Origin of the sequence: Patiriisocius hiemis, assembly GCF_031846325.1 — a bacterium.
GTDB classification, from domain to species: Bacteria; Bacteroidota; Bacteroidia; order Flavobacteriales; family Flavobacteriaceae; genus Patiriisocius_A; species Patiriisocius_A hiemis.
The window spans coordinates 1-24,900 of record NZ_JAVRHZ010000009.1; the positions used below are offsets into that span (position 1 = coordinate 1).

The following is a 24,900-nucleotide window of genomic DNA, read 5'->3' on the forward strand; positions in this document are numbered from 1 at the left end:
CGCTGTACAATCTCCAGCTCCATCATCATCGGTAGTGATTGTAACATCTGCAGGACAAGAAATAGTAGGAGGTGTTCCAACTACTCCATTGTTTGTAAATTCTAAACAGAAGTTTTCTAGAGTACCTTCATCTCCTAAACCACCATCTTCAATTGTAAGTGTCCAGTCACCAGCAATAGGCTCACCAGCAAACGTAGCCATTAGGCTACCACCTTCAGCTTCATATCCAGCAGCATCTGGAGCACCACCTACCCAAGTAGTAATATTAGGTTGCCCATCTACAAATGAGATAGTATCTTGAATGTCAAGACCATCTGCATCACCGTTATTAGAAGATAACTCTAATACTGTTCCAGCAGGAGAGGTTAATGTCATCACTAAATCACCAACTCTGTCATGTTGTGCTTCTACTAGTAATGAGGTAAATGTGTTTTGGTCTGTCATTGCGCCAACTACACCCATACCTGCAACATTTATTACAGAACTTACTGGAGTAAAGTCGTTAATAGGTTGTGGATTGTCTGGAGCACATGGAGGTGGTACTGCCCAATCTACTGTTACGGTAAACCCATGAAAACAACCCCCGTCGCCACCAACATTATCATCAATATTTACAGTCCATGTACCAGATGCAAGATCACCATCTAGTGCACTTAAAAGATTTGATGCTTGCATATCTCCTGATAATGTAGCATCGATTAAATAATCAGAAGGGCATGTTTCAGAATTTGAAACTGCCGTATCGTAACCACCACATGTTAAAGGATTTGCACTTTCATCATCTAAGGTAACGTTAAAGTTTGAATCATTTGCACATACATTATCTACAACTAGAACTGTATTTCCATCAGGGCTTACTAGAGTAACATCCATATCTCCAGTCCAACTATGGTCAACTTCTAATAATAAGTTTACATCCTCTACAATTGCATTAGCTGGAATTCCAGAAACATCAGCCGTTAGAGAAGCAACAGCTGCACCGGTGGTTCCGTCTGCCCAACTTGCAGCAGGATCTATAGAACTGGCGGATATCGTACCACTTTGTGCATTAAGCTGCCACGTAAAAGAGGTGACCATTAATGCCATTAAAATAAAAGTAATTTTTTTCATAATTTAATATTAAATTTTAGTTAATAAAAAACGAATATAAGTAATAATTCTTACAAAACAAGTTCAATAAACTTAAAAAAATAAAAGATGAAAATTTGAACAAACTTAGACTAGCAAAGCCATATAAGTGTTTACACGTATAATTTAATAAGACAAAAACTGAAATCTTGTTAAATAAACTGTAGCACATTAAAATGTTAAAGAAACTTTAATTGTTATCCTTCCCTAAAAATGGAGCGTATTGGGCAATTCTAAAATCTAAGGTTGTGTAATTTAAGTTTTTCTGTTTTTGAAGTTTATATTCGTCCATACTCCCAATAGCTCTATTTGCTGCACCACTTGGGGCGGTTAATGAAACTGTAGTAATAATTCTTTTTGAAGATGGGAGTTTTACTCTATGAATTCTAGGAACTATGTCCGAAACAATTTCTAACTTTAAGTTATAGATTTTAAGGTGTCTCCTAAAAAAATACTCAGGACCATTTTTACTATTTCCTCCCATAAATAATAAAGTATCAATTTTTGGGTTTTCTTTTAATATTGCAATCATATCTCGCAATACTACATTCTGCATTCCCAAGTCTGAAGCATCTATTTTTTTACGTTTTGCTACCGAAACAATGTCGCAAACCCCGATACCATGCTGATTTAAAAAATCTTTACGTTGTTTGATTGCTATTTTAGAATCTTCGTACAATAAGTCAAGCTCAAAAATTTTATTTAAAATAGGCCAGAGCAACCCATTACTACTTCCATAACAAAAATCAACGTCCTTAGAGTTTAACTCGCCTGTAGTAAACCTTGGGGGTGGTAAAGTACCCACAATAAGCTTTGTAGCATTTTTAGGAATATAAGGTGGATACGGGTGGGTGTGTAAAAACATTACCTTACAAAAACCGGCTCGTTTTCTTTTTCGGTGTATTTTTCTGAAAAACGATACCCATCATAATCAAAGCCCATAATATCATCTAATGTTGTAGCGCCTGTATCTATACAATACCTCGACATGCTTCCTCTTGCCTTTTTTGCAAAAAATGAAATAATTTTAAGCTTACCATTCTTAAAATCTTTAAAAACAGGAGCAATTACTTCGGTTTTAAGTTTTTTAGTATTAATTACTTTAAAGTACTCTTGACTTGCAAGGTTAACAAAAAGCTCACCCTCTTCTAATTCTTTATTAATAGCTTCTGTTACAGTATCGCCCCAAAATTCATACAAATTATTTTTTCTACCTACTTTAAGACTTGTTCCCATCTCTAATCGATACGGCTGGATTAAGTCTAAAGGTTTTAAAACTCCATACATTCCAGATAAAATGCGCAAGGTGTTATTTAAGTCATCAATTTTTTCAGAAGAAATGTTATAAGCATCTAAACCTTGATATACGTCACCAGAAAAAGCATAAACAGCTGGTCTTGCATTTTGTTTTGTAAATGGGGTAGAAAAATCTTTATACCGTTGGTAATTTAACTGTGCAAGTTTGTCACTTATAGACATTAATTCTCCAATTGCTTTTTTAGATTTTTTTTCAAGCTTGTTATTAATCTTTTTTGCTTGCTCAATAAATATAGGTTGTGTGCCTCTATTAGTTGGCAAAGAACTTTCAAAATCTAGTGATTTGGCGGGAGATACTACTATTTTCATAACATGATTTTCTACAAAGCTAATTAAGAAATACAATTTGTCATTAACATTTACATTAAAAAAATTTATTGAAAAGTGTTAAATATCTATGGTATTATATTTTTAATATTTGTTTAACAAAATAAAGAATACCTGATCAATACATTTACGGAAAACCAACTAATATGAAAAACAATTTAACCTTAGCCCTAATCTTTTTCGCAATTTTAACAAACGCTCAAAATGAAATAGGGAAAAAAGCAACTTTACTAGAAGACGGTACAATAAGAGTAGAAACAGTTTTATTACCTTCTGAATCTTCTAATCAAAACAAATCATCAACAGACTTACTATTTAGCTTTGGAGAACCCGCTAATCCAGCAATTAAAAACTCAAGAGGCGTTACTATTGCAGATGTGAATAATGATGGTATTGAAGAAATTTTATATGGTATCGACACAGAGCTATATGTAATAGATGGCAACGGAGATATTTTATGGCAAAAAACTGTTTTAGGACCTATACTACTACCTCCAACTGTAATGGATATGGATGGTGATGGCGAAGTAGAAATTGCATTAAATACTGGATACCCTACAACGGTAGGGAGAGTGTATCTTATGGACAACCAAGGAACAGACCTACCTGGATGGCCTTTAAACTTTAACGATAAGTGGATGATTAACGCTCCTGTTTTAGCAGATTTAGATGGAGATAATTTTTTGGATGTTATTACTTGCCAAAGAGAAAGTAGTACTATTGGGTTTGTTCATGCTTTAAAAATGGACGCTACTCCAATAAACAGTAACTGGCCAATTCAATTTAACGCAACTCCTGCATTTACACCTTCTATAGGAGATATCGATAATGACGGAGTAAAGGATGTAGTTATTGCAACCTCATCTACAGGCCTTTATGTATATGATGCTAATGGAAACTTACACACAGGATTTCCCTTAGCAGATCCTAATGTAAAATACTCATATCAATCTCCCATATTAGCAGATTTAGACAATGATGAAAACCTTGAAATAATAGGAAGTAATCATGGCGATGCTCCTGGCTTTTATGTCCTAAAAAATGATGCTACTTATTATCCAGGTTGGCCAGTTGCCACTTCTGGATGGACATACTCTCCTCCTACTGTTGTAGATATTGAAGAAGATGGAACATATGAGATTTTTATGGCAGATAGAAACACAAGCAATGATGGAACACCATTACCTACAATCTATGGGCTTGATCCAGACGCCAACAATTTACCTAATTTTCCTATTGAAAAATATGGAGGAAATGAAGGAGTTTTAACCATTGCAGATGTAAATAACGATAATGTATATGATATTATATTTTCAAGCACACTTACAGATATGGATGGTTTTGGCTATATCCACGCGTATTCTCTAGACGGAAGTGGAGAAATCGATGGTTTCCCATTACGCCCTAGAGGTTTTACATTTCTAAACGGAGCAGTCCTTGGTGATGTAGATAACGACGGACTTATGGATCTTACTGCCAACTCATATACTCAAACCTTTGGAGCTGGTATAGATTCTAGTTACGTAAGCACTTATAATCTTAACGTACCATATAATACCGCTAAGATATTAAGAAACGGGTATAAAGGAGATAATAGTAGAGATGGCCTTTTAGGAGATGAAGAAATTTTAGAAGTTTCAGAAAATATTCTAACAAATAATATTTCAATTTCACCTAACCCATCATCAGGAATATTAAAAATTAATTCAGAAATTTCATTAGAAAATGCAACTCTTAGCGTTCTTACAATGGATGGAAAAATTCTCTTTTCTGAAAAAACTAGTTTACTAGAAACTGGAACTAAGAGTTATAACTTTAATTCAATTTCATCTGGAATATACTTCATAAGTATAGAAGACACAGAAAGTAAAAACAAAACAGTTTTAAAATGGCTAAAACGCTAAAATCACATAGCGTGTTTTGAATAGTTTCGCCATTTCATCAAACAAGCCTCTATATCTTTTGGTATAGGGGCTTCAAATTTTAAAAACTCTCCTGTTTTGGGTTGTACAAATCCTAATGTTCGTGCATGTAAAGCCTGTCTTGGAAGTACCTTAAAACAATTCTCAACAAATTGTTTATACTTACTAAAAGTGGTTCCTTTTAATATTTTTTCTCCTCCGTATCGTTCGTCATTAAAAAGTGTGTGTCCTATGTGTTTCATATGTACACGTATTTGATGTGTGCGTCCAGTCTCTAATTTGCATGAAACTAAAGTAACATATCCTAATCTTTCAATTACTTTATAATGAGTAACAGCTGGCTTTCCCTTAAGCTCTGCTTCGTCTCCGAGAAAAACGGTGTTTTGTAGTCTATTTTTAGGATGTCTACCAATATGACCTTCAACAGTACCTTCATCAGCTTCAACATTTCCCCAAACAAGCGCTATATATTCTCGTTGAGTTGTTTTATTAAAAAACTGTCTCGACAAATGGGTCATAGCTTCTTCAGTCTTTGCTATCACCAAAAGACCACTTGTATCCTTGTCTATACGATGTACTAATCCAGGACGATTACTACTATTATTTGGTAAATTTTTAAAATGAAAAGTAAGGGCATTAATTAAAGTCCCACTATAATTTCCATGCCCAGGATGCACAACCATTCCAGCTGGTTTGTTTACTACTAGAACATCATCATCTTCATAAACTATATTAATTGGGATATCTTCCGGAACCAATAAATGTTCGTAGGGAGGATGCTCAAAAAGCACAGTAACAATATCGTTCCCCTTTACTTTGTAGCTTGATTTTACAGCAATATCATTTACAAATATATTACCGTCTTTAGCTGCTTTTTGGATTTTATTTCGAGTTGCGTTTTCAACCTTGTTCATTAGATATTTGTCTACACGAAGTGGCTGTTGCCCTTTATCTGCTACAAATTTATAATGCTCATAGAGGTCATCGCTGGTGTTATCCAAATTTTCAGAAGAATTAGTTTGACTCATCAGCATCATTTTCAGAATTTCCTTCACCATCATTACTCACTTCTTGTACCCTATTTAATGATCCATCACCCACTATTAAGTCTATAACCGAAGTTTTTTGCAATTCTGTCCCAACTTCTAGTCTTTCTCCTTTGTAGCGCATTTCTAGGACTTGGTCACTAATGTGAGGTCGCTTACTTACTTTACCAATTTTAAAACCTGTAGCTAAAAGAGTTGGCTCTGCTTGCCTAAGTGTTTTACCTAAAACACTAGGGACTTTAATTTTTGCATAGCCAGAAGGGTTAAGAGCAATATATATTTTTCTGTCCTCTTTGACAAAATTACCTGCCTTAGGGACTTGTTCGATAACTGAGTATTTCGGGTATTCAGGGTTATAATTTGCAGAGTCTAAGATCTCATACTTCAAATCTCTTTCATCTAATACTTCTTCAACTTTGTCTAGTGAAAGTTTAGAAAGATTAGGTACTTCTATTTGCTGCCCATGGTTTGTGGTACTTTTTAACCACCACAATACTATAAAACTTAAGATAATTAAAACGACAACAGCATATAAAAGCTGCTTTAAAAAAGTTTTTGTTGTGAGGAATTTAAAAAAAGTCATTTGTTGATAGTTACGATGCAAAAATATAAAACCTAAAGTTAGTATCTTTCACAACATTAGTGATATTTTTGTTAACGTTGATAAACAGGTTTTGTTATGAGCAAAAAAAATGTGTTTGTAGTCATGGGGGGCTACGGAAGCGAATATAAAATATCGCTTGAGAGCGGCAGCATAGTCTGCGAAGCATTACAAAATTCAAACTACACTATTTACCCTATCCATATTCTTGAAACTGGATGGGATGCAGTTATTAACAATACCGAAAAATATCCCATAAACAAAGCAGATTTTAGTTTCACTACTCCTACTGAAACCATTAGACCAGATGTTGTTTTTAACACAATTCATGGTACTCCAGGAGAAGATGGCTATTTAGCCGCTTACCTCACACTTCTTAAAATACCGCAAACAAGTGCTAATTTATATGAAGCTGCTTTGAGCTTTAATAAAAGAGATTGTCTTTCGGTTTTAAAAAACTTCGGAATTAAATGTGCAAACTCTTATTATATAAATAAAGGAATCACAATAAAAACTGAAGAAATTATAAAAATTGTTGGACTTCCCTGCTTTGTAAAGCCCAATAGGTCTGGTTCTAGTTTTGGAATCTCAAAGGTGAATATTATTGAAGAGCTTGCACCTGCCATAGAAAAAGCCTTTAAGGAAGACCATGAAGTACTTATTGAGACTGCACTTATTGGAACCGAAGTTTCCATTGGAACCTATACTAAAAACGACACTATTTTTGTATTTGCACCTACTGAAATAGTTTCTGAAAACGAGTTTTTTGACTACGAGGCAAAATATTTAGGGCAATCACAAGAAATCACACCAGCTAGAATTTCAGATGAAGAAACAAAAAGAGTGCAAACAGAAGCAAAGAAAATTCATGCTTTACTCAACTTAAAAGGAGTTGCCAGAAGTGAGTTTATATTACAAAATGGTATTCCTTACTTTATAGAAATAAATACTGCGCCCGGACTTTCTTCTGAAAGTATTATACCTAAACAAGTGCGTCATGCAGGGATGACACTTTCCTCTTTTTTTGAAATTCTTATTAATAATACACTATCGTAATAAACAAACAACTAAACTTTTATTAGTAACTTAGTATCATTATTAATTGTACTTTAAATTAAAGAGAGAACGCTACTAAAGTTTATCTTAAGTAGAATCTAAAGGCAGAAATATATGAAACGAGCCATTTTTCCCGGTAGCTTTGACCCCTTTACACTAGGGCATAAAGATATTATTGAAAGAGCATTACCGCTTTTTGATGAAATTATTATTGCCATAGGATCTAATGCTGCTAAAAAATATATGTGGTCATTAGAGGAACGTAAAGAACGTATCGAAAAAACCTTTAGCAACCATGATGCTGTTCTAGTAAAAACATATACGGGACTTACTGCACGTTTTTGCAAAAAAGAGAATGCACAATTTATATTAAGAGGCCTTAGAAACTCACAAGATTTTACCTACGAACAAACCATAGCACAAGCCAATCAAAAAGTAAATGGTGTAGATAGTATTTTTATTATATCTAGCCCAGAGTTTAGTTATATTTCCTCCTCAATAGTAAGAGATATTGCAAGAAATAATGGTGACTATAGTAGTTTAGTACCGTAACTAGGGCTTATACTTTAAGGGAAGATGTACTACTGTTTTTGTTTCAAAAAAATCTTCTTCAAAAATGTCTGGTAATGGATAAATAGTTGCTTTAGGAAATTGTTTTAATTCCTCTCTTAAATCTCCCCCTTTTAAGTATAAGATTCCGTTTTTTAATTCGTGTTTACTTTTTTTGGCAACCTTGTTTTTTACCCAATGTAAAAAAGTATCCATTTGTGCTACTGCTCTACTTACAATAAAGTCATATTGTTCATCTACAGTTTCTACTCTAGCATTAATTGCTGTAACATTTGTGATTTCTAAACCATCTACAACTTCATTTACTACTTTAATTTTTTTTCCTATACTATCTACTAAATGAAACTTTACTTCAGGAAACAAAATAGCTAGAGGAATACCTGGAAAACCACCTCCGGTACCTACATCAAGAACTTTTGAGTTAGGCATGAAAGTCAAAACTTTTGCAATTGCTAATGAATGTAGAACATGTCTTACATATAGTTCATCAATATCCTTTCTTGAAACTACGTTTATTTTTAAATTCCAATCCTTATAAAGCTCTTGAAGCTTTTTAAACTGAGTTATTTGTACTTCTGTAAGATCAGGGAAGTATTTTAAAAGTATTTCCATAGTAGTTTATAAACAGCAAAAGTATCAATTTGATAATAAATTTATGAGTCTTCTTAGCACTTTTAAAAAGGAGATGTTTATTTTTACAAATTCCTATTTTGGAATATCCCTATAAACCCAAATACTGTGGATTCAAAACAAATAAAATTCTCTAGAGTAGACTCAGCTAAGTTCTTTAGAACATTAAACAAACGTGTTAATAGTTACTTCAAAGAAAATAAAATACAACGTACTGGAAACTGGAAATTGCATCTCAAGACTATTGTAATGTTTTCTTTGTATTTAGCTCCTTATTTTTTACTTCTTACACTTAATGTACCTACTTGGCTACAAGTATTGTGCACAATAATTATGGGAATTGGAATGGCTGGTGTTGGGATGAACGTAATGCACGATGCAAATCATGGCTCCTATTCTTCAAAAAAATGGATTAATAAAATTCTTGGAAGTAGTATTTACATTCTAGCCGGAAATGTATACAACTGGCAAGTACAACATAATGTACTACACCACACCTACACAAATATTCATGGTCATGACGAAGATTTAGATGCCGGTAGGATTATTCGTTTTTCAAAACACGCAAAATGGTATCGTTTTCATAAGTTTCAACACTACTATAGTGTTTTTCTCTATGGGTTACTAACGTTTAATTGGATGCTTACAGCAGACTTCAAGCAAACTAGACGGTATTTAAAAAAGAAGTTGTCATACGGCAAACTGCCTAAGCCAATTAATCAATGGAGTACACTAATTATAACTAAAATAATTTATGTTAGTATATGGATTGTAATTCCAATTTTATTTTTTGAAATCGCTTGGTGGAAAATATTAATTGGTTTCTTTATTATGCATTATGTAGCTGGCTTAATTTTAAGTATCGTGTTTCAATTGGCTCATGTTGTTGAAGATACAGACATGCCACTTCCAGATGAAACAGGAACAATGAAAAATACTTGGGCAATACATCAATTATTTACAACCGTAAATTTTTCAACAAAAAACAGAATTATGAACTGGTTTACAGGTGGGCTAAACCATCAAGTAGAGCATCATATTTTTCCTAACATAAGTCACGTTCATTACACGCGTATTTCTAAGATTGTAAGAGAAACTGCAAGTGAATTCAATTTACCATATCACGAATACAAAACAACTAGAAAAGCTATTATAGCGCATTTTAAATATTTAAAACAAATGGGGATGCAACCTCAATTAACTGCTTAGAATGAATCCAAAACTTTCCAACCGTATTAACAAAATGGCTACCTCAGCTACCCTAGCTATGGCAGCAAAGGCTAGAGAATTAAGAGAAGAAGGTAAAGACATAATAGGGCTCAGCTTAGGAGAACCAGATTTCACAATTCCAGAATTTGTTAAAAAGGCAGCAATAGAAGCAGTAAATAATGATTTTCACTCCTACACCCCTGTAGATGGTTATGGAGACTTAAAGCAAGCTATTATAACAAAATTTAATCGTGACAACGGGCTAACATATAAACCTTCTCAAATTGTAGTTTCTACAGGTGCCAAACAATCACTTTACAATCTAGCACAAGTACTTCTTAATGAAGGAGACGAAGTCTTGCTACCAGCACCATATTGGGTGAGTTATAGTGACATTAGTAAGGTCGCTGGAGGAGTTCCAAAAGAAATTAGAACGTCCATAGAAAACGATTTTAAAATTACCGCAGAAGAACTAAAAGCCGCTATTACTCCTAAGACAAAAATGATTATTTACAGTTCCCCTTGTAACCCAAGCGGGTCTGTTTATAGTAAAAAAGAATTGAGATCACTTGCAGATGTACTTGTTAATTACCCTGATATTATAGTGGTAAGTGATGAAATTTACGAGCACATTAATTTTACTGGAAAGCATGTTTCAATGGCAAGTTTTGAGGATATGTATGACCGTACTGTTGTGGTTAATGGTGTCTCTAAAGCCTACTCCATGACAGGCTGGCGAATTGGTTACATTGGAGCACCAGAGTGGATTGCAAGAGCGTGTAATAAAATGCAAGGACAAGTAACAAGTGGAGCTAACTGTATTGCGCAACAAGCAACTATTACTGCATTATCTAATCCGCCTAGTAAAATACAATACATGATAGATGCCTTTAAAAATAGAAGGAAACTTATTTTAGGGCTACTAAGCGATATTGAAGGTTTTAAAACTAATGAACCAGAAGGCGCCTTTTATGTTTTTCCAGATATTTCTTTTTTCTTCGGAAAGACATTACGCGGAAAACATATTAATACAGCTTCAGATTTTTCATTATACTTATTAGAAGAAGCCAATGTCGCAACTGTAACAGGAGAAGCTTTTGGGGACCCTAATTGCATACGTATCTCCTATGCAGCTTCCGAAGATAATATCAAAGAAGCTATACAACGTATTAAAAAAGCTGTTTCAAATTAAGAAATACAATGGCAACTATACTACTTCTTGGAGCAGGTGAATTAGGAAAAGAATTTGTAATCGCTGCGCAGCGACTTAGTCAAAAAGTAATTGCAATTGACAGCTATGAAAATGCTCCAGCGATGCAAGTAGCACACGAATGGGAAGTGATTAATATGCTAGATGGAGATGCACTTGATGCTGTAGTAAAAAAATACAATCCAGATTACATTGTACCAGAGATTGAAGCTATAAGAACCGAACGTTTTTATGAGTACGAAAAACAAGGCTATACTGTGGTACCCTCTGCAAAAGCAGCTAACTACACTATGAATCGTAAAGCTATACGTGACTTAGCTTCAAAAGAATTAGGGTTAAAAACAGCACACTATCGCTATGCCACCTCAGCAACCGAACTAAAAAAAGCGGTTGAAGAAATTGGAATGCCCTGTGTTGTAAAACCCTTGATGTCTTCAAGCGGAAAAGGGCAAAGCACCATTAAGTCTCAAGCAGATATAGAAAAAGCCTGGAACTATAGTCAAGAAGGTTCACGAGGAGATGTAGCCGAAGTAATTGTAGAAAGCTTTGTAAATTTTAACTATGAAATCACGCTACTTACCGTCACCCAAAGAGAAGGTGAGACATTATTTTGCCCCCCAATAGGACATAGGCAAGAACGAGGCGACTACCAAGAAAGTTGGCAACCTGCAACGATGAAAACTAACCACTTAGAAGCCGCAAAAGATATGGCTGCAAAAGTTACCGAAGCCTTAGGCGGTGCAGGTATTTGGGGTATAGAATTTTTTGTAGGTAATGAAGGGGTTTATTTCTCAGAATTATCACCTAGGCCTCACGATACAGGAATGGTAACACTTGCCAATACTCAAAATTTTAATGAGTTTGAGTTACACCTTCGAGCTGTTATTGGACTTCCAATACCAGAAATTACATTAGAACGCAAAGGAGCTTCTGCGGTAATATTAGCAAATGATTTTTCAGAAAACCCTAACTTTTATGGTATTGAAAAGGTAGCTGCTGCCCCTAAAAGCGATTTTAGGTTATTTGGTAAACCAACCTCCCGTCCTTACCGAAGAATGGGTGTTGTTGTTACCTATGGAAATCTTGATAAAGATATTTCTGAAATTACTGAAAGGGCAAAAAACTTGGCATGTAAAGTAAAAGTTTTATCTTAATTTAATTACCTATTCCTCCAAAAGAAAGGCGTAAATAATATTAGTACCGTAAAGAGTTCTAGACGCCCTATTAGCATTAAAAAAGAGGCCCACCACTTTGCCAAGCCGGGTAAGTTTCCAAAATTATCTACAGGCCCTAAATCTCCTAACGCAGGACCAACATTACCTAAAGTTGCCGCCGCTCCTCCTAAGGAAGTTTTATAATCTAGTCCTAACCAAGAAAACACTAATACACCCATAATAAAAGAGAGCATATACAAAATAAAAAAGCCTAATATATTATACACTATTGGTTGTTGCACCGCTTTACGGTTATAACGAACAGGTAAGATTGCATGAGGGTGAAGGGTACGTTTAAATTCTAAAATTCCGTTTTTTATCATAATTAAATGACGCACCACTTTAACCCCACCAGAAGTAGAGCCAGATGAGCCGCCCAGAAACATTAATCCAAAAAAGAAAATTGTTAAAAATGGTGTCCAAAGTGTATAGTCTGCAGAGACAAATCCTGTAGTGGTAGCAATTGCCAATACTTGAAATAAGCCATGCCTTACCGCGCTTTCAAATTCTCCCCAAACCAAAGGATGCGCTATTGTAGACTTCGAAACATCAGCCTGAAAGTATATAATTAAAGCAGCTATTATTGAAAGCCCAATAATAAAACCAGCGTATAATTTAAACTCTTCATCTTTTATAATCTTTTTAAAACGTCCCTTAAAAGCAAAATAACTCAAGACAAAATTAGTCCCTGCTAAGAACATAAACACTATAATGATGTACTGAATAATTGGGGTGTCATTCCAATGAGCAATGCTATCGTTCTTTGTTGAGAACCCTCCAGTACTTAACGTACTTAACGAGTGATTTACAGCATCAAAAAAGGACATTCCAGCAACCTTTAGCAAAACAGTTTCAATAACTGTGTACCCAACATAAATGAGCCAAAGACGTTTAGCAGTATCTGTAATTCTTGGATGTAATTTATCTCCTCCAGGGCCTGGAGCTTCGGCAGCAAATAATTGCATCCCTCCTATTCCTAATAATGGAAGAATAGCAACTGCCAGTACAATAATTCCCATACCACCAATCCAATGTGTAATACTTCTCCAAAACAATATTCCCTCAGGAAGTGCTTCGATATTACTAACTACAGTTGCGCCCGTAGTAGTATAACCGCTCATAGTTTCAAAAAAAGCATTAGTAAACTCAGGGATAGTCTGAGTAATAAGATAGGGTAATGTTCCGGTAAGTGCCATAACAAGCCACCCAAAGGCAACTATAATGTACCCTTCTCGTTTCTGAATTTCTTTTTTATGCTTCTTTGTTAAAAGCATAATTGCACCACCTACACCTAAAGCAACTAGACCAGAGCTTAGCATTTGTAACACTACTCCATCATCATAAATCAAACTTACTAAGGTTGACAATAACATAAAGCCACCATTAACTGTAAGCAATAAGCCCATGATATGGGCTATGATTTTATAATTTAAATGAAGTACTGATCGCATTAAACAAACAGTTTTTCTACTTTGGCAATAGATTGAGGAAGACAACAAACAACTATCCTATCACCACTTTGAATTCTAAAATCTCCTAAAGCAATAATCCCTTCATTGTTTCTAATTACACCACCAATAATTGCAGATCTAGGAAAATCAATCTCCCTTATTATTTCATTACAGACCATAGAATCCTGAGAAACCAAAAACTCTAGTAACTCAACATTCATATTATTAAGCTTAGTCATAGCTACAACTTCTCCTTTTCTTACATATCTAAAGATGTTATTTGCAGCTAGTAATTTTTTATTAATCAAAGTATCTATTCCTATAGATTGTGATAATTGAAAATAATCCATGTTTTCAACCAGAGCGATAGCTTTTTTCACTCCTTTTGACTTAGCTACCAAACAAGACATTATGTTTGTTTCACTATTACCAGTTACAGATATAAAAGCGTCCATATCCTGTATAGATTCTTCTTGTAACAAATCTACATTTCTTCCATCTCCATTTATTACGAGACACCTTGGATTATCATCTGCGATTTCGTAGGCTTTCTCTTTATCGCTTTCAACAAGTTTTACATTAAATTTATTTTTACATAAATCTTTTGCTGTCTTACAGCCAATTTTACTTCCACCGAGAATCATTACATTTTTAATTTCTTCTCTAACCTTTCCGCTAAGTTCATATATTTGATCAACTCCATCACTTGTAGTTGTAAAATATACTTGATCTCCTTCTTTAAAAAGTGTATCTCCTCTAGGTATTATAGTATATTGAGTACCATATCGCTGTATGGCAATAGGCATATATTTTAAATCTGGATAAACTTCTCCAACCTCACTAACTGTTTTTCCTACAAAGGCTGTTGTGCGTGAAAGAGAAAGACCTATCATTGTTAAAGCTCCATCATCAAACTCATATGTGTCATTAAATGCACTTTGGTTTAGGAGCAGCTCAATTTCATTAGCGGCAAGTGATTCTGGAGAAATAAGTTCATCAATTCCAAACTTTGTAAATCCAACTTCATCTTTGTTTTCTATAAACTCTGTATTAGAAATTCTGGCAATAGTCTTTGCAGCTCCTAATTGTTTTGCTAATACACAAACAGTAATATTTGTAGTCTCACTAGAAGTAACAGCCACTACAAGATCTGTATCGTCAACTTTTGCCTCTTTTAAAACAGCTATAGATGTTGCGTCACCTTTAATAACCCTAATATCCAAATGACTATCTGCACTCGCTAGAGATTCTCTGTCTGGATCTATTAGTGTAATATCTTGGGACTCGAAAGAAAGGAGTTTTGCTAAATGAAATCCTACCTCACCGGCACCGGCAATAATAATTTTCATCTGTAAATGATATTTGATAAATATGAAAATGCAATGCCCACTATATTAATCTCTATTAATTTAATTATTTTGGGGCAGTTCATAATTCAATTGTAATGAGAATGCAAAGGTAGCTATTTTATAGATAGCTAGTGGTGCATCCTCTTAAAATTATGTAGCTTTGCAACCGCATATATGGAAAAGAAAGTTACCCCTTATAAAGACTCCTCGCTCAACAAAAAACAGCAAGTTGAGCAGATGTTTGATACCATTTCTGGAAATTATGATGGCCTAAATAGAGTTATCTCGTTAGGGATTGATGTAAAGTGGAGGAAAAAGGTAATTAAACTAGTTTCAGGCACTAATCCTACTAGCATTTTAGATATAGCAACAGGAACAGGTGATCTAGCAATACAATTTGCTGAAGCTACTCAAGCAGAAAAAATTATAGGTTTAGACCTTAGTGAAGGGATGTTAAACATTGCGCATAAAAAAATAGCAAAAACTAATTTTAGAAACCGAATTGATTTTGTAAAAGGAGATAGTGAAAATCTGCCTTTTGAAGATAATAGCTTTGATGCTATTACTGTATCATTTGGTATTAGGAATTTTGAAACACTTGAAAAAGGGCTTTCAGAAATATTAAGAGTATTAAAGCCAAAGGGGATATTTGTAATACTTGAAACTTCAGTACCTACTAAAATACCTTTCAAGCAAGGGTACACAATCTACTCTAAAGGAATACTTCCAATTATCGGAAAGCTTTTTTCAAAAGACAAAGTGGCTTACAAGTATCTTAGTGAAAGCGCCTCGGTTTTTCCATATGGTTCAACACTCAACAATATTTTAAGAAAAATTGGGTTTAAAGAAGTGGAAAATAAACCGCAAACATTTGGGGTAGCAACAATATATAAAGCTACTAAGTAATTTATGAGAAAGCTATTTTTTGTTTTATGTTTATTAGTTTTTGCACAAGCTGCTACAGCACAGCTTTTTAGCAAAGAAAGGCTAGCAAATTTAGAAACTTTTGATAATCGTTTTTTAACGTGGGGATATTTTTTAGGTTTTAATAGCTATGATTTTAAAATAGAATACAAAAATCAAAATACTGACCTCAACACAGATGTCTTAATTACCGAAGAAGCAGGTTTTAACGTTGGTTTAATTGGTGATATGCGCATTAACAAACACCTTAATCTTCGTTTAGAGCCAGGTTTATATTACACGAAAAGAGATTTATATTTCCCAAATTTTACTGAAGAAAAAGATTTTTTAAGAGAAATAAAATCTACCTACATTCATGTCCCGCTTTTACTTAAAGTTTCAACAAAAAGATTAAACAACATAAAACCTTTCTTAGTTGGTGGGGTTTCTGCCTCTTTTAACTTATCTAGTAATGAAGATAACCCAGAGGACAATTTCGAAGGCCAGTTTAGAACGACAACAAATACCACTTATTATGAAGTTGGATTTGGTATAGATATATACTTATACTACTTTAAGTTTACGCCATCTATAAGAGGTGTATTTGCAATGAGTGATGAGCTTGTTGCAGACGATGATCCTAACAGTCCTTGGACAGGGAACATTTCTAGTTTAAAATCCAGAGGTGTTTTTATCAATTTTACGTTCCAGTAGTTCGCATAAACTCACTAAGCAATACTGCCGTTGCTGTAGCCACATTTAAGCTTTCAGTTTCTTTATTTATACCAAATTGTGGTATCGAAATTTTATTAGAAATCATTGCTTGTAGCGTATCTGAAATCCCATTTGCTTCATTACCCATAACTAGAATAGCGTCTGTAGGTAATTTTGTTTCATAAACAGAAGCTCCATCCATTACAGCAGCGTATTGTGACAAATCTGTTGTTTTAAGAGTTTCAGGCAGATCAAGATAAGAAATTGACACCCTAGCAATAGAACCCATTGATGCTTGGACTACTTTTGTGTTGTATCTGTCCACCGTATCCTTTGAGCAAAGCAAATGTGTTACTCCAAACCAATCGCAAAGTCTAATAATTGTACCCAAATTTCCAGGATCTCTTACCGAATCTAATACAACAATTAAACCTTCAAATTTAATTTTTTGTGGTTTAGGAATAAAAAATAAAGCAACTCCAATATGTGGAGTCTTCAAGGCACTAATCTTTCTTAAGTCTGAATCTGAAATGGATACATAATTTTCAGTATCTAAAAAATTATCGGTAGCAAATAAAGTATGTAGCTTCGCACCAGAAGCTACTAGGTCTTTTATAATTTTAGGTCCTTCAGCAAAAAACAAACCTTCTTTTTCTCGGTACTTTTTTTGCTGTAAACTCGTTATTAACTTTATTTGACTTTTACTTATCAAATTTATCCTATTTTTGAAATGCAAATTGGCACTCTTTGATTAAAATCCTCACAAAAATATCATTATTATTTATCCTAGCGATATATATATCCTCTTGTAATGCTGTTAAGAGAGTTCCAGATGATAAATTTTTACTTACTGAGAATGAGATTACAGTAGACGGAGAGGAAATTAAAGATGCTGGTGTATATAGCCAGTTGTATCAAAGACCTAACCCTAAAATTCCAGTTTTAGGGATTCCCTTTGGTTTACATATATACAATATGGCAGATCCACAGCCAGATTCTACTTATATTAAATGGTTAAACAAAAAGCCTAAACGAAAAGAAAGACTTGAAAGTTTTATTTCAAAAAAACAAGTTGATGAAATTGGTAATAGTTACATTGGCTTTAACAAATGGCTAGAAAAATCTGGTGATGCACCAGTTATTGTTTCAGAAGAAAAAACAAATAAATCTTTAGAACGTATTAAAGCATGGTATTCAAAACGCGGTTGGTTTAACACAAAAGGCGATTATGAAGTTATACCAGACTCTAATAAGAAGAAGCGAGCATCTGTAAAGTATGACATTACTAGATACAAACCTTACTTTATAGATTCCATTTCCAAAGAGATTACTTCTCCAGCAGTAGATTCTATTTTTGAAGACACAAAAAATAATACGTTTATTAAAAAAGGAAAACAATATGCTGCCACAGATTTTGAGAATGAAGTCGCAAGGTTAAATATTCAATTTAGAAATTCAGGTTTATACTATTTTGACCAAAGCTATATAAGATTTGAAGCAGATACTGTTAATACTGGTCACAAAGCAAATATTAAATATCTTATTCCGGACAGAAAAATAACTATTGGCGACACCACTTTCACAGAGCCCTTTAGAGTCCATAAAATAAACCAAGTTAGGATTGTTACAGATTATAGTTTTAACAATCGAAATAGAAAATGGGGAGACTCTGCAGTATATAATGGGTATCAGCTATTTAGCTATGATGAGTTAAAATACAGACCCAAAGCTATTACAGACGCTCTTTCTATTACACCAAATACTATTTTTAAGGATATAGACAGAACACTAACGTATAATCAAATTAATGATCTTAGAATATTTAAATACCCCAATATAAGTTATCAAAACGACCCGCAGGATTCAACAGGAACTGGATTAATTGCAACGGTGCTTTTAAGTCCAAAGAAAAAATATTCGGCAGGAGTTGATTTTGACGTTATTCCTATTCCTTCCCCTATCCAACAGTTTGGTATAGGTTTTAATTCAAGGTTTCAAATTAGAAATGTATTCAGAGGTGCCGAAATTTTTGAGGTTTCGGGCGGGGGAAGTATAGGGTCTTCAAAAGATGCTGGGGATAATGAAAGTTCATTTTTTAATATTTCTGATGTTGGAGCTAATGTAAAGTTAACTATCCCTAGGTTTTTGTTTCCGTTTAATACAGACAAAATTATTCCTAAATATATGTCTCCTAACACTAGCATTAGTGCAGGTATTAATGCTCAAAATAATATTGGATTAGACAGGCAAAATTTTAATACTATTTTTAATTACAGCTGGAAGCCTAGTAAATTTAAAACCTATCAATTTGATTTAGTAAACCTTCAGTTTGTAAGAAATCTTAATGCCGAAAATTATTTTGATGTTTACAAAAACTCTTTTAACCAACTCAATGATATTGCAAACACTATCGAAAATCAAAACCCTGGAGCTTTAGATCCAAACGATTATAGCCTTAATGCAGACAATGAAATTGTACTAACAATTCCCGATGGCGCTAATAATTTTATAACAAACATTAGTAATTTTACCAACTTACAGGAGAATATTGAAACTATAAATGTAATAAATGAGCGAAGAGAAAGGCTTACTGAAAATAACTTGATTTTTTCCAGCGCATTTACTTGGACTAGAGATACGCGAGCCAATATTTTTGATAATAATTTTTCGAGATTGAGATGGAGACTTGAAACAGCTGGAAACTTGCTTTCGGCCATATCTAATGTAGCAGGATTTGAAAGAAATGATGATGGTAACTTTGAAGCCTTAGGAGTAGAGTATTCGCAATACGTAAAAGGCGAAACAGAGTTTATTAAACATTGGGAAGTGGGTAATGATGCAATTTTTGCAATTAGAGCTTTTGGAGGTATTGCTGTCCCATTTGGCAATAGTAATAGTATTCCATTTATTAAAAGTTATTTTGCTGGTGGCGCAAATGATAATAGAGGATGGCGCGCTTATGACCTAGGACCAGGTAGTAGCGGAAGTATCGATGAGTTTAATGAAGCTAATTTAAAAATTGCTTTAAACGCAGAGTACAGATATACTATTCTTGGTGCTTTTAAAGGTGCTTTTTTTATTGATTCTGGAAACATATGGAATGTATTGGACAATGTAGAAGATGAAGCCTCTTCTTTTACAAGTATAAGTGATATTAGCGAACTCGCTATAGCTTCTGGTCTAGGACTTAGGTATGATTTTGGTTTTTTTGTACTCCGTTTTGATGTTGGATTTAAAACTTACGATCCTGCAAGAAAAGAAGGTGCTAGGTGGTTTAAAGACTACAATTTTAGCAATGCTGTGTATAATATAGGTATTAACTATCCTTTCTAAATTCGCGTATTTACCTTAGAGAAAAACTTTTTTCGCTATCGCCCTGAGATTAAATTTATTATTTTTGTAATCTTAATAAAAACAAACTATGAGTCACACAATACAACCTGGAGTTGCCACAGGAGAGCAAGTTCAAAAAATACATCAACTAGCAAAAGAAAAAGGCTTTGCAATGCCTGCTGTTAATGTTGTTGGTTCTAGTAGTGTAAATGGAGTATTAGAAACTGCTGCAGAGTCAAATGCTCCAGTTATCATTCAATTTTCTAATGGTGGAGCGCATTTTAATGCTGGAAAAGGGTTGTCTAACGATTCACAAAAAGCAGCTATTGCCGGTGGTGTTGCTGGTGCCTTACATGTTCATGAAATGGCAAAAGCGTATGGAGCTACAGTAATACTTCATACAGATCATTGTGCAAAAAAACTACTTCCTTGGATTGATGGGTTACTTGATGCTGGAGAGAAACATTACAAGCAATTTGGGACCCCTCTTTATAGCTCTCATATGATAGATTTAAGTGAAGAACCAATTGAAGAAAACATAGAAATTTCAAAGCGCTACCTTGAACGTATGAGCAAAATGGGGATGACCCTAGAAATAGAATTAGGAATTACTGGAGGTGAGGAAGATGGAGTAGATAATACAGATGTAGATTCTTCAAAATTATACACTCAACCAGAAGAGGTAAGTTATGCATATGAAGAGTTAAAAAAAGTAAGCGACCAATTTACTATAGCTGCCGCCTTTGGAAATGTACATGGAGTTTACAAACCTGGAAATGTAAAATTAACACCCGTTATTCTTAAAAATTCGCAAGAATATGTTCAGAAAAAGTTTAATACAAAACATAATCCCATCGACTTTGTGTTTCATGGTGGAAGTGGTTCTTCAGTAGAAGAAATTAGAGAAGCTATTGGTTACGGTGTTGTTAAAATGAATATTGATACAGATCTTCAATTTGCTTATAACGAAGGCGTCCGTGATTATATGGAAAAAAACATAGAATACCTTAGAACTCAAATTGGAAACCCTGATGGAAGCGATATCCCTAATAAAAAATATTACGACCCAAGAAAATGGCTTCGTGAAGGAGAATTAACTTTTAAAGCGAGATTAAAACAAGCTTTTGAAGACTTAAATAATATTAATACCTTATAAAACTATAAATAACCTCAACTAATATAGTATGGCTTGGTTTAAAAGAACAAAAAAGGGTATACAAACCCCAACCGAAGAGAAAAAAGATGTCCCAAAAGGACTTTGGTATAAATCTCCTACGGGAAAAATTGTAGGAAGTGAAGAACTTGAAAATAACTTTTATGTAAGTCCAGAAGATGGCTATCATGTAAGAATAGGGAGTAAAGAGTATTTTGAAATCTTATTTGATGATAATAAGTTTAAAGAGCTTGACAAAAATCTAACTTCAAAAGACCCCTTAAAGTTTGAGGATAGTAAAAAATATACCGATAGGCTAAAAGCTGCTCAAGAAAAAACAGGACTTAAAGATGCTGTTAGAACAGCAGTAGGAAAATCTATGGGGGCAGACTTAGTTGTCGCTTGTATGGATTTTAGTTTTATTGGTGGATCTATGGGAAGTGTCGTTGGAGAAAAAATTGCAAGAGCTGCAGATCACGCTTTAAAAAATAATATTCCTTTTTTAATGATTAGTAAGAGTGGTGGTGCCCGTATGATGGAAGCTGCACTATCATTAATGCAACTTGCAAAAACAAGCTCAAAATTGGCACAACTTGCTGAAGCCGGCATTCCTTACATTTCGTTGTGTACAGATCCAACTACAGGAGGTACGACTGCCTCTTTTGCAATGCTAGGTGACATTAATATAAGTGAACCAGGAGCCTTAATTGGTTTTGCAGGACCTCGTGTTGTACGTGACACAACGGGTAAAGAATTACCAGAAGGTTTTCAAACTGCAGAGTTTGTATTAGACCATGGCTTCTTAGATTTTATATCACATAGAAAAGATCTTAAACGTAATGTAAACCTCTATTTAGATTTGGTTCTTAATAGACCTTTACGAGAGAAAAAAACAGCATAAAAAATAAGAGCCGCTTTAAAAGCGGCTCTTATTTTTTATAGTGTGTGGCAAAATTACCTCTTAGTTATGTCTTTAAAATCTCTTAGGTTTTCTCCAATATAAACTTGTCTTGGTCTTCCTATTGGTTCTTTACGTTGACGCATCTCCTTCCATTGTGCAATCCAACCTGGCAATCTACCAAGCGCAAACATAGCAGTAAACATTTCTACAGGAATACCCATAGCACGATAAATAATACCAGAGTAAAAGTCCACGTTAGGGTATAACTTTCTATCTACAAAGTATGAATCTTCAAGTGCCTCTCTTTCTAGTCCTTTTGCAATATCTAGAATAGGGTCTTCAACACCTAAATCATTTAAAACATCATCTGCTGCTACTTTAATAATCTTTGCTCGAGGATCAAAGTTTTTATATACACGATGTCCAAATCCCATTAATCTAAATGGATCACTTTTGTCTTTGGCTTTTGCCATGTATTTTTTAGTGTCGCCACCATCTTCTTTAATTGCTTCAAGCATTTCAAGTACTGCTTGATTAGCACCTCCATGTAATGGACCCCATAAAGCATTAATTCCTGCTGATAAAGAGGCAAATAATCCTGCATGAGAAGAACCTACAATACGCACCGTAGAAGTAGAACAGTTTTGTTCATGGTCTGCATGTAAGATTAATAACTTATCTAAAGCATTTACGAGAATCTTGTTAGATGTATACTCACCATTAGGTTTCTTAAACATCATCTTTAAAAAGTTATCTACATAACCTAATGAATCATCTCCGTAGTCCAATGGTAAACCTGCTCTTTTTCTATATGCCCAAGCAGTAAGTACTGGAAATTTACCCATAATACGCACGATAGCATTGTACATTTCTTCATCACTATCTACATTTACTGAAGAAGGATTAAATGCAATTAATGCTGAAGTTAAAGAAGATAGAACTCCCATTGGATGAGCAGACTTAGGAAAACCATCCAAAATCTTTTTCACATCTTCATCTACATGAGATTGTGCATTTATATCATCATGAAATTTCTCTAATTGTTCTTTGGTAGGTAACTCACCAAAAATTAATAAATAAGCAACTTCAAGAAAATCTGCTTTGTCTGCAAGGTCTTCTATTGCATACCCTCGGTACCGCAAAATCCCTTTTTCACCATCAAGAAAAGTAATAGCACTTTCACAAGACCCTGTATTTTTGTATCCAGGATCAATAGTAGTGACACCTCCTGTAACTCCACGAAGCGTCTTTATATCAATGGCTAATTCGTTTTCTGTTCCTTCTATAATTGGAAATTCGTAGCTTTTTCCTTCTATTTCTAGTGTAGCAATTTTCGACATAGTTGTTTTGAAATTTTAATATCTTTTCAAGGAATGTAAAGATACAAAATAACAGACGATTTTTTAACAGTTGCTAACGTTCGTTAGGTTAAAGTTTCATTAAAAAATTATATACAAATAGTCTATTCTAGTTTATTTAACTTTAAAAGCATGTACCCCTGGATAGTAACCAATCTCAGCAAGTTGTTCTTCAATTCTTAATAATTGATTATACTTTGCCATTCTATCACTTCTTGATGCAGATCCAGTTTTAATTTGCCCGCAGTTTAATGCAACAGCAAGGTCAGCAATAGTATTATCTTCAGTCTCTCCACTTCTATGCGACATAACAGATGTATATCCAGCATTATGAGCCATATTAACAGCTGCAATAGTTTCAGTTAGAGTTCCTATTTGGTTTACTTTAATTAGAATTGAATTTGCAATGCTTTCTGAAATGCCTTTAGATAATCTCTCAACGTTAGTAACAAATAAATCGTCTCCCACTAACTGAACTTTATCACCAACTAATTCTGTTAAGTACTTCCATCCTTCCCAATCATTTTCATCCATACCATCTTCAATAGAAATTATTGGATAATTTTTTGTAAGCTCTGCAAGATATTCTGCTTGTTCTTTTGATGTTCTAATCTTCCCACTTTCACCCTCAAAAATAGTGTAGTCGTAAGATGAGTTTTCATAAAACTCTGCCGCAGCACAATCTAAAGCAATCATAATTTCATCTCCAAAACTATATCCAGCTTTTTCTACTGCAAGCTTTATAGTATCAAGAGCATCTTCAGTTCCTTCAAGTGTGGGAGCAAAACCTCCCTCATCACCAACAGCAGTACTTAAATCTCTATCGTGAAGAACTTTTTTCAGGTTATGAAAAATTTCAGAACCCATTTGCATTGCATGAGTGAAGCTTTTTGCTTTTACAGGCATTACCATAAATTCTTGAAAAGCAATAGGTGCATCACTATGTGAGCCACCATTAATAATATTCATCATTGGCACAGGAAGTGTTTTTGCACTTACACCCCCTACGTATCTATACAATGGTAGCCCTAACTCCGCTGCTGCTGCTTTTGCTACTGCTAGTGAAACACCTAGAATAGCATTAGCCCCAAGGTTTGATTTATTAGAGCTGCCATCTAAATCACACATAATTTTATCTATCTGAGCCTGCTCAAAAACTGAAACACCTAGTAAAGTCCCAGCAATTTTTCCATTTACATTCTCAACGGCTTTAAAAACACCTTTCCCCATATAAGCATCTCCACCATCTCTAAGCTCTACTGCTTCATGTTCTCCTGTAGAAGCTCCAGAAGGAACTGCTGCTCTACCCATAAAGCTATTTTCAGTAACTACATCTACTTCTATAGTTGGGTTTCCTCTTGAATCAAAAATTTGTCTTGCGTGTATGTCTATAATAATACTCATGGGTTATTTAAATTTGAAGTGTGAATATACAAAAGTTACGATTATAATTTTATAGGCACCCTCAATAATGATGGTGGTTTTAACACTATATCGTTTTCGTTATG

Annotated in this window: 22 protein-coding genes; 11 read left to right on the forward strand and 11 right to left on the reverse strand. The window is 34.2% G+C overall.

Annotated features, from left to right (window positions below; genetic code table 11):
- From RM538_RS12480 to yaaA, 3 genes are all read right to left on the reverse strand, one after another.
- Nucleotides 1–1,110 (reverse strand): proprotein convertase P-domain-containing protein (locus tag RM538_RS12480; RefSeq protein ID WP_311333777.1); only part of this gene is annotated, 1,110 nt, incomplete at its 3' end.
- 208 nt (nt 1,111–1,318) lie between these two features.
- Nucleotides 1,319–1,993, reverse strand: coding sequence for a uracil-DNA glycosylase family protein (locus RM538_RS12485; RefSeq protein ID WP_311333778.1), 675 nt, complete (start codon nt 1,991–1,993; stop codon nt 1,319–1,321).
- Nucleotides 1,993–2,754, reverse strand: coding sequence for a peroxide stress protein YaaA (gene yaaA, locus RM538_RS12490; protein ID WP_311333779.1), 762 nt, complete (start codon nt 2,752–2,754; stop codon nt 1,993–1,995). Before yaaA ends, RM538_RS12485 begins: the two co-directional genes overlap by 1 nt.
- A 164-nt stretch (nt 2,755–2,918) precedes the next feature.
- Here yaaA and RM538_RS12495 point away from each other — a divergent pair, with 164 nt between their 5' ends.
- Nucleotides 2,919–4,676 (forward strand): T9SS type A sorting domain-containing protein, encoded by a 1,758-nt coding sequence (locus RM538_RS12495; protein ID WP_311333780.1) that lies wholly within the window; start codon nt 2,919–2,921, stop codon nt 4,674–4,676.
- A gap of 2 nt (nt 4,677–4,678) precedes the next feature.
- Here RM538_RS12495 and RM538_RS12500 read toward each other — a convergent pair whose 3' ends face one another.
- Complete coding sequence (locus tag RM538_RS12500) at nt 4,679–5,722, reverse strand: RluA family pseudouridine synthase (protein ID WP_311333781.1); 1,044 nt, start codon at nt 5,720–5,722, stop codon at nt 4,679–4,681.
- Nucleotides 5,709–6,323 carry a PASTA domain-containing protein gene (locus RM538_RS12505; protein ID WP_311333782.1) on the reverse strand — a complete coding sequence of 205 codons (615 nt, stop codon included), beginning with the start codon at nt 6,321–6,323 and terminating at the stop codon, nt 5,709–5,711. The genes RM538_RS12500 and RM538_RS12505 overlap by 14 nt, the downstream gene beginning before the upstream one ends.
- A gap of 96 nt (nt 6,324–6,419) precedes the next feature.
- Here RM538_RS12505 and RM538_RS12510 point away from each other — a divergent pair, with 96 nt between their 5' ends.
- Nucleotides 6,420–7,397 (forward strand): D-alanine--D-alanine ligase, encoded by a 978-nt coding sequence (locus RM538_RS12510; RefSeq protein WP_311333783.1) that lies wholly within the window; start codon nt 6,420–6,422, stop codon nt 7,395–7,397.
- 114 nt (nt 7,398–7,511) lie between these two features.
- Entirely contained in the window at nt 7,512–7,949 is a 438-nt protein-coding gene (coaD, locus tag RM538_RS12515; RefSeq protein WP_311333784.1) for a pantetheine-phosphate adenylyltransferase, read from the forward strand.
- On the opposite strand, the gene rsmG is transcribed toward coaD, so the two are convergent.
- Nucleotides 7,950–8,579 carry a 16S rRNA (guanine(527)-N(7))-methyltransferase RsmG gene (gene rsmG, locus RM538_RS12520; RefSeq protein WP_311333785.1) on the reverse strand — a complete coding sequence of 210 codons (630 nt, stop codon included), beginning with the start codon at nt 8,577–8,579 and terminating at the stop codon, nt 7,950–7,952. It lies immediately after the preceding gene.
- A gap of 126 nt (nt 8,580–8,705) precedes the next feature.
- On the opposite strand from rsmG, the gene RM538_RS12525 reads away from it, so the two are divergent.
- Genes RM538_RS12525 through purT form a run of 3 tightly spaced genes read left to right on the forward strand, consistent with a single transcriptional unit; the run spans nt 8,706 to nt 12,170 of the window.
- Nucleotides 8,706–9,806, forward strand: coding sequence for a fatty acid desaturase family protein (locus tag RM538_RS12525; protein WP_311333786.1), 1,101 nt, complete (start codon nt 8,706–8,708; stop codon nt 9,804–9,806).
- 1 nt (nt 9,807) lies between these two features.
- A complete protein-coding gene (locus RM538_RS12530; RefSeq protein WP_311333787.1) occupies nt 9,808–10,998 on the forward strand; it encodes a pyridoxal phosphate-dependent aminotransferase in 1,191 nt (396 codons plus the stop codon).
- An 8-nt stretch (nt 10,999–11,006) separates the two neighbouring features.
- Nucleotides 11,007–12,170 carry a formate-dependent phosphoribosylglycinamide formyltransferase gene (purT, locus tag RM538_RS12535; protein ID WP_311333788.1) on the forward strand — a complete coding sequence of 388 codons (1,164 nt, stop codon included), beginning with the start codon at nt 11,007–11,009 and terminating at the stop codon, nt 12,168–12,170.
- Nucleotides 12,171–12,175: 5 nt separating this feature from the next.
- On the opposite strand, the gene RM538_RS12540 is transcribed toward purT, so the two are convergent.
- Together RM538_RS12540 and trkA are read right to left on the reverse strand one after the other, a co-directional pair.
- Nucleotides 12,176–13,681, reverse strand: coding sequence for a TrkH family potassium uptake protein (locus RM538_RS12540; protein ID WP_311333789.1), 1,506 nt, complete (start codon nt 13,679–13,681; stop codon nt 12,176–12,178).
- Complete coding sequence (gene trkA, locus RM538_RS12545) at nt 13,681–15,030, reverse strand: Trk system potassium transporter TrkA (protein WP_311333790.1); 1,350 nt, start codon at nt 15,028–15,030, stop codon at nt 13,681–13,683. The genes RM538_RS12540 and trkA overlap by 1 nt, the downstream gene beginning before the upstream one ends.
- A 174-nt stretch (nt 15,031–15,204) precedes the next feature.
- Here trkA and ubiE point away from each other — a divergent pair, with 174 nt between their 5' ends.
- Nucleotides 15,205–15,936, forward strand: coding sequence for a bifunctional demethylmenaquinone methyltransferase/2-methoxy-6-polyprenyl-1,4-benzoquinol methylase UbiE (gene ubiE, locus RM538_RS12550; RefSeq protein ID WP_311333791.1), 732 nt, complete (start codon nt 15,205–15,207; stop codon nt 15,934–15,936).
- A 3-nt stretch (nt 15,937–15,939) separates the two neighbouring features.
- The gene (gene porT, locus RM538_RS12555) at nt 15,940–16,647 is read left to right on the forward strand and encodes a type IX secretion/gliding motility protein PorT/SprT (protein ID WP_311333792.1); all 708 of its coding nucleotides are present in this window, start codon (nt 15,940–15,942) and stop codon (nt 16,645–16,647) included.
- Here porT and RM538_RS12560 read toward each other — a convergent pair.
- Entirely contained in the window at nt 16,634–17,359 is a 726-nt protein-coding gene (locus tag RM538_RS12560; RefSeq protein ID WP_311333793.1) for a TrmH family RNA methyltransferase, read from the reverse strand. The genes porT and RM538_RS12560 overlap by 14 nt on opposite strands.
- 35 nt (nt 17,360–17,394) lie before the next feature.
- Between RM538_RS12560 and tamL the strand changes: the two genes are divergently transcribed.
- From tamL to accD, 3 genes are all read left to right on the forward strand, one after another.
- Nucleotides 17,395–19,980, forward strand: a complete 2,586-nt coding sequence (tamL, locus tag RM538_RS12565) for a translocation and assembly module lipoprotein TamL (RefSeq protein WP_311333794.1) — start codon at nt 17,395–17,397, stop codon at nt 19,978–19,980.
- 88 nt (nt 19,981–20,068) lie between these two features.
- On the forward strand, nt 20,069–21,136 hold the full coding sequence (gene fbaA / locus RM538_RS12570; protein ID WP_311333795.1) for a class II fructose-bisphosphate aldolase: 1,068 nt from the start codon (nt 20,069–20,071) through the stop codon (nt 21,134–21,136).
- 28 nt (nt 21,137–21,164) lie between these two features.
- Nucleotides 21,165–22,034, forward strand: coding sequence for an acetyl-CoA carboxylase, carboxyltransferase subunit beta (gene accD, locus RM538_RS12575; RefSeq protein ID WP_311333796.1), 870 nt, complete (start codon nt 21,165–21,167; stop codon nt 22,032–22,034).
- A gap of 53 nt (nt 22,035–22,087) precedes the next feature.
- On the opposite strand, the gene RM538_RS12580 is transcribed toward accD, so the two are convergent.
- Entirely contained in the window at nt 22,088–23,374 is a 1,287-nt protein-coding gene (locus RM538_RS12580) for a citrate synthase (RefSeq protein ID WP_311333797.1), read from the reverse strand.
- Between the two features lie 132 nt (nt 23,375–23,506).
- Nucleotides 23,507–24,796: a phosphopyruvate hydratase gene (gene eno, locus RM538_RS12585; protein ID WP_311333798.1), complete on the reverse strand. Its 1,290-nt coding sequence runs from the start codon at nt 24,794–24,796 to the stop codon at nt 23,507–23,509.
- Nucleotides 24,797–24,900: the final 104 nt, after the last annotated feature.